Annotated in this window: 8 protein-coding genes; 4 read left to right on the top strand and 4 right to left on the bottom strand. The window is 73.3% G+C overall.

Annotated elements, in window-relative coordinates; all coding sequences use genetic code 11:
* Nucleotides 1-85: 85 nt before the first annotated feature.
* The 3 genes from IE321_RS39360 to IE321_RS39370 form a co-directional block, all read right to left on the bottom strand.
* Entirely contained in the window at nucleotides 86-1,390 is a 1,305-nt protein-coding gene (locus tag IE321_RS39360; protein ID WP_190226467.1) for an MFS transporter, read from the bottom strand.
* A gap of 172 nt (nucleotides 1,391-1,562) precedes the next feature.
* On the bottom strand, nucleotides 1,563-2,219 hold the full coding sequence (locus IE321_RS39365; RefSeq protein ID WP_190226468.1) for an MBL fold metallo-hydrolase: 657 nt from the start codon (nucleotides 2,217-2,219) through the stop codon (nucleotides 1,563-1,565).
* Nucleotides 2,220-2,283: 64 nt separating this feature from the next.
* Nucleotides 2,284-2,973: a maleylpyruvate isomerase family mycothiol-dependent enzyme gene (locus IE321_RS39370; RefSeq protein WP_190226469.1), complete on the bottom strand. Its 690-nt coding sequence runs from the start codon at nucleotides 2,971-2,973 to the stop codon at nucleotides 2,284-2,286.
* Nucleotides 2,974-3,169: 196 nt separating this feature from the next.
* Here IE321_RS39370 and uvrA point away from each other — a divergent pair, with 196 nt between their 5' ends.
* Both uvrA and IE321_RS39380 read left to right on the top strand, forming a co-directional pair.
* Nucleotides 3,170-6,232 (top strand): excinuclease ABC subunit UvrA, encoded by a 3,063-nt coding sequence (gene uvrA, locus IE321_RS39375; RefSeq protein ID WP_190226470.1) that lies wholly within the window; start codon nucleotides 3,170-3,172, stop codon nucleotides 6,230-6,232.
* Nucleotides 6,233-6,503: 271 nt separating this feature from the next.
* Complete coding sequence (locus tag IE321_RS39380) at nucleotides 6,504-6,941, top strand: Rieske (2Fe-2S) protein (protein ID WP_190226471.1); 438 nt, start codon at nucleotides 6,504-6,506, stop codon at nucleotides 6,939-6,941.
* 55 nt (nucleotides 6,942-6,996) lie between these two features.
* Here the strand turns inward: IE321_RS39380 and IE321_RS39385 are convergent, their stop codons facing one another.
* Nucleotides 6,997-7,926 carry a hypothetical protein gene (locus IE321_RS39385; protein WP_043219347.1) on the bottom strand — a complete coding sequence of 310 codons (930 nt, stop codon included), beginning with the start codon at nucleotides 7,924-7,926 and terminating at the stop codon, nucleotides 6,997-6,999.
* Between the two features lie 234 nt (nucleotides 7,927-8,160).
* Here IE321_RS39385 and IE321_RS39390 point away from each other — a divergent pair, with 234 nt between their 5' ends.
* Nucleotides 8,161-8,787 (top strand): papain-like cysteine protease family protein, encoded by a 627-nt coding sequence (locus IE321_RS39390; RefSeq protein ID WP_043219349.1) that lies wholly within the window; start codon nucleotides 8,161-8,163, stop codon nucleotides 8,785-8,787.
* Between the two features lie 2 nt (nucleotides 8,788-8,789).
* Nucleotides 8,790-9,498, top strand: a 709-nt coding sequence (locus IE321_RS39395) for a hypothetical protein (protein WP_229916782.1), incomplete at its 3' end; no start/stop codon positions are given.

Here is a 9,498-nt window from a genome sequence, read left to right on the forward strand (position 1 = left end):
GGCCGGCCCGGGCATCCCGCCCGGGCCGGCCGTCGCCGTCTCCGTGTCTCCGGCCGGTCGTCGGCCCGGGCCCGGAAGGACGTGTCTAGGCCGGCGCGCCCTCCACGGCCTCCTCGTTCTCCTCGGCCTTCTCGGGGCTCCGCTCCGGCAGCGTCTCCGGGAGCAGGGCGAAGCAGCCGAGGCTGATCAGGGCGACCGCGGTGAGGTAGGCCGCCACGCCCCACGGGGGGCCCGAGCCGTCCTTCGAGAGGGTCGTGGCGACGATGGGGGTCAGCGCGCCGCCGAGGACGCCCGCCAGGTTGTAGCCGACGGCCGCGCCGGTGCAGCGGACGCGGGGCTCGTACAGCTCGGGGAGGTACGCCGCGACCACCGCGAACATGGTGATGAAGGCCAGCAGGGCGCCCAGGAAGCCCAGGAACATCAGCAGCGGCCGCCCGGTGTGCAGCAGGGCCACCATCGGGAACATCCACACCGCGGCCCCCGCGCACCCGGCCAGGCAGAGCGGTCTGCGCCCCCAGCGGTCGCCCAGCAGGGCCAGGAAGGGTGTCGCGGCGCCCTTCACGGCCACCGCCGCCATCACGCAGACCAGCATCATCGTGCTGCTCACCCCGAGCCGCTCGGTGCCGTAGGCCAGCGCCCAGGTGGAGACCGTGTAGAAGATCGCGTACCCGACCGCCAGGGCTCCGGCGGTCAGCAGCACCAGCCGCCAGTGGTCGCGCGCCACCTCGGCGAGCGGGGCGCCCGCGCGGCTCCCGGACGCGGACAGCTCCTCGAACTGCGGGGTCTCGGCCAGCGAGGAGCGCAGCAGCAGCCCGACCGCGGCGAGCACCCCCGCCGCCCAGAACGGCACCCGCCAGCCCCAGGACCGGAAGTCGGCGTCGCTCAGCCCGGCGGTGAGCGCCAGCATCACGCCGTTCGCGAGGAGGAAGCCGACCGCGGGGCCGATCTGCGGGAAGCTCGACCACAGGGCCCGGCGGTGCGGCGGGGCGTGCTCGGCGGTCAGCAGGACGGCTCCGCCCCACTCGCCGCCCAGCCCGAGCCCCTGGAGGAAGCGCAGCAGGAGCAGGAGCAGGGGGGCGGCGACGCCGATCGCGTCGTACGTGGGGACGCAGCCGACGGCGACGGTGGCGCAGCCGGTGAGCAGCAGGGAGGCGAAGAGCACCGGCCGGCGCCCGTGCCGGTCCCCGATGTGTCCGAAGAGGACGGAGCCCATGGGGCGGGAGAGGAAGCCGACGGCGAAGGTGCCGAAGGCGGCGAGGGTCCCGGCGAGCGGGGAGAAGGTCGGGAAGAAGAGCGGCCCGAGGACGAGGGCGGCGGCCGTGCCGTACACGAAGAAGTCGAAGAACTCGATGGCCGTACCGACGAGCGAGGCGGCGGCGAGCCGGGGCATCGAGGGCGCCGGACGGGCCGTCGGTGGCGACGGAGCGTGACTGGGGTGCATGTGGCGCCAACTACCCGGCCGCCGTCCGGGTTACGGGGGCGTACGGGAGCGCCCCCGGCGGTACCGGGGGCGCTTCGGGTACAGGGGCCGGACCGGGCAGGGGCGCGGTCGGTCGGGCGGTCTACCAGCCGCGCTCGCGCCACTCCGGCACGTGCGGGCGCTCGTCACCGAGCGTGGTGTCCTTGCCGTGGCCGGGGTAGACCCAGGTCTCGTCCGGCAGGACGGCGAAGAGCTTGGTCTCCACGTCGCGCAGGAGGCTCGCGAAGGCCTCCGGGTCCTTCCAGGTGTTGCCGACGCCGCCGGGGAAGAGGCAGTCGCCGGTGAAGAGGTGCGGGTGGCCGTGCGGGTCGTCGTAGACCAGCGCGATCGAGCCGGGGGTGTGGCCGACGAGGTGCCGGGCGGTGAGCTCCACCTCGCCCACCCGGATGGTGTCGCCGTCCTCCACGAGGACGTCCGTGGCGACCGGGATGCCCTCCGCGTCGTACGCGCCCGCGTACGTGGTGGCGCCGGTGGCGGCGACCACCCGGGCCAGGGCCTGCCAGTGGTCGCCGTGCCGGTGGGTGGTGACGACGGCGGTGATGCCGTCGTCACCGATCAGCGTGAGCAGGGTCTCCGCGTCGTTGGCCGCGTCGACGAGCAGCTGCTGCCCGGTGGCCCGGCAGCGCAGCAGGTACGCGTTGTTGTCCATCGGGCCGACCGCGACCTTGGAGATCATCAGGTCCTTCAGCTCGTGGACGTCGGCCGGACCGCCCACCCTCACCGCTCCGCTGTACGTCATGGCCTCAGCCTAGCCCCGCCCGCCGACGGCGGGGCCGGCCAGGCGGCCAATGGTCAGACAGGCCCTAGAGCGGCGGGAGCTGGGGGAGCGGTCCGCCCTCGGTCTTGAGGGCGGAGCCGTCGCGGCGGCCGGCGAGCCAGCCGAGCAGCTCGGGCGCGGGGCCGGAGACGGCCACGGGGCCGCCCTCGGCGCCGCCGCCGGTCGTCCACGTCCGCCCGTCGTCGGCGCGGAGACCGGTGGAGGGGACGGCCGGGTGCCCGGCGAACCGCTCGGCGAGGAAGTCGATCTCCCGTGCGACGAACTCCTCGGGGAGGTCCTCGAGGTCGTAGCCGCAGCCGAGGTCCACGTGGTGCAGGGCCACCTCCACCCAGCGGCGGAAGGGGACCCGGGAGGCGCTGTCGGTGACGCCGTTGCGCAGCTCGACGGTGCGGCTCCAGTCGCCCGGGGCGGCGGTGGCCGCCGCGAAGCGCTCGGCGGTCGCGCGGACGTCGGCGAGCTGGACGTCGAGGGGGCGGGAGGCGTCGCGCTCGATGTCCGCGTCGCGGGTCTCGGCGCTCGCGTACATGGGACGGCCCTCGAAGACGTTCACCAGGGCGTCGGCGTTCCGGGCCAGGTGGGCGAGGACGTGGCCGCGCGTCCAGCCGGGAAGCCGTGACGGCTCGGCGACGGAGGCGTTGTCCCAGGAGGCGGCGTCGGTCAGCAGCCGCTCGGTCGCTTCGTGCAGGGAGGCGAGGTCGCGCTCGTGATCGATCATGGCGCCGACCCTAGCGCCGACCACTCGTTCGGGTGAAGCAGGCGAGGGACCGCCGGAAATCGAATGTACGTGCTATAGGCTCGATGGAGGCACCCCCACCGAGGAAGCATCCGGCATCCTTGGGTGTTGAGTGCTTGTCGGGTGTCTCAGGCACATCCGCTCTCCATCCGCTCTCTCAAGAAAGGTGCGGACCGGCGTGGCCGACCGTCTCATCGTCCGTGGCGCGCGCGAGCACAACCTCAAGAACGTCTCGCTCGACCTCCCCCGTGACTCCCTCATCGTCTTCACCGGGCTCTCGGGATCGGGCAAGTCCTCCCTCGCGTTCGACACGATCTTCGCCGAGGGGCAGCGCCGGTACGTCGAGTCGCTCTCCTCGTACGCGCGGCAGTTCCTCGGCCAGATGGACAAGCCGGACGTGGACTTCATCGAGGGTCTCTCGCCCGCCGTCTCCATCGACCAGAAGTCGACCTCGCGCAACCCGCGCTCCACGGTCGGCACCATCACGGAGGTCTACGACTACCTCCGCCTCCTCTTCGCCCGCATCGGCAAGCCGCACTGTCCCGAGTGCCGCCGGCCGATCTCCCGCCAGTCGCCGCAGGCCATCGTCGACAAGGTCCTGGAGCTCCCCGAGGGCAGCCGCTTCCAGGTCCTCTCGCCGCTCGTGCGCGAGCGCAAGGGCGAGTTCGTCGACCTCTTCGCCGACCTCCAGACCAAGGGCTACAGCCGTGCCCGGGTCGACGGCGTGACGATCCAGCTCAGCGAGCCGCCGACGCTGAAGAAGCAGGAGAAGCACACCATCGAGGTGGTCGTCGACCGCCTCACCGTGAAGGAGGGCGCCAAGCGCCGCCTCACGGACTCCGTCGAGACCGCCCTCGGGCTCTCCGGCGGCATGGTCGTGCTCGACTTCGTCGACCTCCCCGAGGACGACCCCGAGCGCGAGAAGATGTACTCGGAGCACCTCTACTGCCCGTACGACGACCTCTCCTTCGAGGAGCTGGAGCCCCGCTCCTTCTCCTTCAACTCGCCCTTCGGCGCCTGCCCCGACTGCACCGGCATCGGCACCCGCATGGAGGTCGACCCCGAGCTGGTCGTCCCCGACGAGGAGAAGTCCCTCGACGAGGGCGCCATCCACCCCTGGTCGCACGGCCACACCAAGGAGTACTTCGGCCGGATGATCGACGGGCTCTCCCAGGCCCTCGGCTTCCGCACCGACATCCCCTACGCGGGCCTTCCGCAGCGGGCCAAGAAGGCCCTCATGCACGGCCACAAGACCCAGATCGAGGTCCGCTACCGGAACAGGTACGGCCGCGAGCGCGCCTGGACGAGCCCGGCCTTCGAGGGCGCCGTCTCCTTCGTGAAGCGCCGGCACGGCGAGGCCGAGAGCGACTCCAGCCGGGAGCGCTTCGAGGGCTACATGCGCGAGGTGCCCTGCCCCACCTGCCACGGCACCCGGCTCAAGCCGATCGTGCTCGCGGTCACCGTGATGGAGAAGTCCATCGCCGAGGTCTCCGCGATGTCGATCAGCGACTGCGCCGAGTTCCTCTCCCGCCTGACGCTCAGCGCCCGCGACAAGAAGATCGCCGAGCGGGTCCTCAAGGAGGTCAACGAGCGGCTGCGCTTCCTCGTCGACGTCGGCCTCGACTACCTCTCGCTCAACCGCGCGGCCGGCACCCTCTCCGGCGGCGAGGCCCAGCGCATCCGGCTCGCCACCCAGATCGGCTCCGGCCTGGTCGGCGTGCTCTACGTGCTCGACGAGCCGTCCATCGGCCTCCACCAGCGCGACAACCACCGGCTGATCGAGACCCTCGTCCGGCTCCGCGACATGGGCAACACCCTGATCGTCGTCGAGCACGACGAGGACACCATCAAGGTCGCCGACTGGGTCGTCGACATCGGCCCCGGCGCCGGCGAGCACGGCGGCAAGGTCGTCCACTCCGGCACCTTGAAGGAGCTCCTCGCCAACGAGGAGTCGATGACCGGGCAGTACCTCTCCGGCCGCCGCGCGATCTCCACCCCGGACGTCCGCCGCCCCCTCGACCCGGGACGGCTGCTCACCGTCCACGGCGCCCGCGAGAACAACCTGCGGGACATCGACGTCTCCTTCCCGCTGGGCGTCCTCACCGCCGTCACCGGCGTCTCGGGCTCCGGGAAGTCGACGCTGGTCAACGACATCCTCTACACCCACCTCGCGCGCGAGCTGAACGGCGCCAAGACGGTGCCCGGGCGCCACACGCGCGTGGAGGGCGACGACCTCGTCGACAAGGTCGTGCACGTCGACCAGTCGCCGATCGGCCGCACCCCGCGCTCGAACCCGGCGACGTACACCGGCGTCTTCGACCACGTCCGCAAGCTCTTCGCGGAGACGATGGAGGCGAAGGTGCGGGGCTACCTCCCCGGCCGCTTCTCCTTCAACGTCAAGGGCGGCCGCTGCGAGAACTGCTCCGGCGATGGCACCATCAAGATCGAGATGAACTTCCTCCCGGACGTCTACGTGCCGTGCGAGGTCTGCCACGGGGCCCGGTACAACCGGGAGACCCTGGAGGTCCACTACAAGGGCAAGTCCATCGCCGAGGTCCTGGACATGCCGATCGAGGAGGCCCTCGGCTTCTTCGAGGCCGTCCCCACGATCGCCCGCCACCTGCGGACGCTCAACGAGGTCGGACTCGGCTACGTGCGCCTCGGGCAGTCGGCCCCGACGCTCTCCGGAGGCGAGGCGCAGCGCGTCAAGCTCGCCTCCGAGCTCCAGAAGCGGTCGACCGGCCGTACGGTCTACGTCCTGGACGAGCCGACCACCGGCCTCCACTTCGAGGACATCTCGAAGCTGATCAAGGTGCTGTCCGGTCTGGTCGACAAGGGCAACTCGGTGATCGTCATCGAGCACAACCTCGACGTCATCAAGACCGCCGACTGGATCATCGACATGGGCCCCGAGGGCGGCAGCGGCGGCGGCATGGTCGTCGCCGAGGGCACCCCCGAGGAGGTCGCCTCGGAGCCGGCCAGCCACACCGGCAAGTTCCTCCGCGAGATCCTCGGCGCCGACCGGATCAGCGACGCGGGCGTGCCCGCGCCGCGCCGGGCGGGCAAGAAGACGGCGGCCGGGAAGACGGCGGCGAAGAAGGCCACCACCAAGGTCACCACCACCAAGGTCACCGCCACCAAGGCCGCGGCCACCAAGGCCGCCGCCGCGAAGAAGACCGCCGCCAAGGCCACCAAGGCGGCACCCGCGAAGAAGACGGTCACCCGCGCCCGCAAGGCGTGACACCCGGCCGGCCGGCGGCCTCGTCGAGCGGGCCCGCGGGCACGCCGCTCCCTCGGGGATCCCGGCCGCGGGGCACCTCCTCCGCGCCGCCGCCCGCGGGCCCCGCCGCCGAGGAAACGTCCCGGCCCGCCACCCCGCGGGACGGTGCTCCCACGGCGTTCCCCGGGGCCCGGGCGAATTCGATCCTGGATCGGGTCCCGGTCGAAACCGGCCGAAAGGGCGCGGGTATCGTCGGGACGACCACCCTTTCACCGTCCCACGTGGAGCGATCATGTCCGGCCAGTCCACCCGCCGCACCGTCCTGAAGGGTGCCGCTCTCGCCGGTGCCGCCGGGCTGGGAGTCGCCGCCTGCTCCACCGAGTCCAAGGTCGGCCACGCCGGCGTGCCCACGCCCACCGCGCCGGTGGCCCTCGGCTCGCCGGACGAGGTCCCGGTCGGCGGCGCCAAGCTCTACCGCGAGCAGAAGGTCCTGGTCAGCTGCCCCGCCAAGGGCGAGTACAAGGCGTTCAGCGCCCAGTGCACCCACGCCGGCTGCGTCCTCGACAAGATCGAGAACAACGAGGGCAACTGCCCCTGCCACGGCAGCCGCTTCGACGTCACCACCGGCAAGGCCCTCCAGGGCCCCGCCACCGTCCCGCTCCCCGCCGTCGAGGTCCGCGTCGAGGGCGGCAAGCTCGTCGCCGGGCCGAAGGCCGCGCCCTCCGCCTGAGCCGCACCCTCCCGCAGCCTCCGCCCGAGCCCGCCCGCCGTCCCGCGCGCCCGGCTCACTCCCAGTCCCAGTCGATCCCCAGGATCCCGGGGCGCACCCCCTGCTCCACCAGGTGCACCGTGCGGTGCCGGCCGCCGAGCGTCAGCTCCGTCCGGCCCCCGCGCGGCGCGCCCGCCGACGCCTGGGCGAAGCGCCGGCACCGTACCGGCAGCGCCGCCTCGTCGAAGGCGACCTGGAGCACGTACTGCCCGCCCGCGAAGCTGAAGCCCCGCAGGTACTCGCCGCTCGGCCCGGCCGTCCCGTCCTCGAAGCCGTACGAGAACAGATGGGTGTCCCCGGCCCGCAGCCGCGCGTCGAAGAGCAGCTCGGCGACCACCACACCGGTCTCCGCGTCCCCGCGCACCCGGCCGGTGCGGCAGTTCTCCACCGCCCGCACCCGCACCCGCGCCGGATCGCAGCCCGGGTCGCCGTGGTGGATGGCGAGGTACCGGTCGACGCCGTCCCGGTGCGCCCGCACCACGTGCTGCGACTCGCGCCCCACCAGCTCCCGGCCCGGCCCGATCCGCACCCGCTCGTGGTGCCCCACCGTGTGCAGCCCGCCGTCCGCGGGTGACTCCAGCTCGGCGAACAGCTCCTCCACCGCGCCCGACGCCTCGACCAGCGAGCGGAACGACCGGGCCGCCGGCCGCTCCACCCCCTCCCGGGCCGCCGCGTCCTCCGCCAGCAGCCGCAGCAGCGAGTTCCCCGGCAGCTGGAGCACCTCCTCCAGCGCCCGGACCGCCTTCAGGGACTCCGGCCGCTGCGGGCGGCGGGCGCCCTGCTGCCAGTAGCTCAGCGAGGTCACCCCGACCTTGACGCCCCGGTGCGCGAGATGGTGCTGGACCCGCTGGAGCGGCAGCCCGCGCACGGCCAGGGCGGTGCGCAGCGCCAGGTGGAAGGGGCCGGTGTGCAGCAGCTGCACCAGATCGGCCTCGGTGTGGCTCACACGGGCTCCTCGGTGAACGTTCACGCCCGGGGCGGGGACCAGCGGGGCCCGGACGGCGGGCGGGCAGGTGGGCAGCGGGCGCGCGTTCACACCCGCGCCACACCGTTCACAGCCCGATGTCACCCCGCATTGAAGCGTGTTGACCCGCTCCCGACAACGACCGATGCTCCAAGCGGTGTCCGGACGCCACCTCCACCCCCCACCCATCCCCACCCCCGCACTGGGAGGACCCCCATGCGCAGACGACTCCAGAACGGGCGGAGGAGCCTCGTGGCGTTCGCCGCCGCCGCGCTGCTCCTCGTCCCCACCGCGGCCTCGGCGTCCGCCGCGCCGGCCCCCGCGCCGCTCACCGGCACGGCGCCGGCACCCGCCGCCGCCCTCGCGACCAAGCGCCTGAACATCACCATGCAGGCCCAGCAGAAGACCAACTGGTGCTGGGCGGCCGCCGGGAACACCATCGCCACCTGGTTCGGCCGCGGCTACAGCCAGAACCAGTTCTGCAACGCCGCCTTCCAGCGTCAGCAGGGCTACGACTGCCCCAACTCGCAGGCCACCCTCGGCAACGTCCAGACCGGCCTCTCCTGGGCCGGCGTCCGCCCCGGCTCGTACGTCGACGGCTGGCTGCGCTACGCCACCGTCCAGACCGAGATCAACGCCGACCGGCCCGTCGAGACCCGCATCCAGTGGTCGAGCGGCGGCGGCCACATGCACGTGCTGTACGGCTACGACGACGCGAACAGCTGGGTCTACTGGGGCGATCCGTGGCCTTCCAGCAATCGCTACAACTGGGCCTCCCACGCGTGGTACGTCAACAACGGGTCCTTCTCCTGGACCCACTCGCTCTACCGGATCGGGGCGTGACCATGACCACCACGGCACTCGTGACCGGAGCCGCCGCCGCACTCCTCGCCCTCGCCGCGGCGGCCCTCGCCGCCGGCGCCTCCGGCGACCCGCTGCCCACCGCGCCGACCGCGGAGCGGGCCGCCGCCGCGCCGGAGACGCTGGCCACCCTCGGCCGCTTCTTCGCCCGCGACGGGGCGCTCGCCCGCACGGAGGCGGCGCCCCGGATATCCGGCGCGTCCGTCCCGGTGCGGATCCTCTCCGCGGACTTCGTCGCCGGCACGGCGGGCGCGCCGGTGGCCCGCGAGGAGTTCCGGGCCAGCCTCGCCGTCGCCGCCGACGGACAGAGGGCGTCCCTGTGGACGGTACGGAACTCCGCCGGCTGGCAGGTGGTGAACATCGCCACCGGCGACGACGAGTTCCGGTACGCCCGCGAAGGGGCCGCGAAGCTCCCCGGGGGCCTCGTCTTCCGCGAACCGCAGATCGACGCCTGGTACGTCCAGAAGGGCACGAAGGTGCTGCCGCTGGACGAGGACGCGGTGCGGGCCGTCGGCAAGGACGGGACCACCCTCGCCGCCTACCGCGACCGCGTCACGCGCGCGTACGCCGACAAGCTCCCCGGCTCCGCGTACGCCCGCAAGGGCGCGGCGGGCGGCTACGCCCCCGAGGCGGCGGCCCCGGGGGCCCGCGCCGCCGAGCGGCCGGTGGCACGGGCCGCCGAGCTGCCCGCGT

Origin of the sequence: Streptomyces hydrogenans, assembly GCF_014656075.1 — a bacterium.
In the GTDB taxonomy this organism is placed as follows: Bacteria; Actinomycetota; Actinomycetes; order Streptomycetales; family Streptomycetaceae; genus Streptomyces; species Streptomyces hydrogenans.

Excerpts from the sequence above, each read along its gene's own strand:
- IE321_RS39360 (WP_190226467.1), bottom strand. The coding sequence starts at position 1,390 with ATGCCCCGGCTCGCCGCCGCCTCGCTCGTCGGTACGGCCATCGAGTTC.
- IE321_RS39365 (WP_190226468.1), bottom strand. The coding sequence starts at position 2,219 with ATGACGTACAGCGGAGCGGTGAGGGTGGGCGGTCCGGCCGACGTCCAC.
- IE321_RS39370 (WP_190226469.1), bottom strand. The coding sequence starts at position 2,973 with ATGATCGATCACGAGCGCGACCTCGCCTCCCTGCACGAAGCGACCGAG.
- IE321_RS39380 (WP_190226471.1), top strand. The coding sequence starts at position 6,504 with ATGTCCGGCCAGTCCACCCGCCGCACCGTCCTGAAGGGTGCCGCTCTC.
- IE321_RS39390 (WP_043219349.1), top strand. The coding sequence starts at position 8,161 with ATGCGCAGACGACTCCAGAACGGGCGGAGGAGCCTCGTGGCGTTCGCC.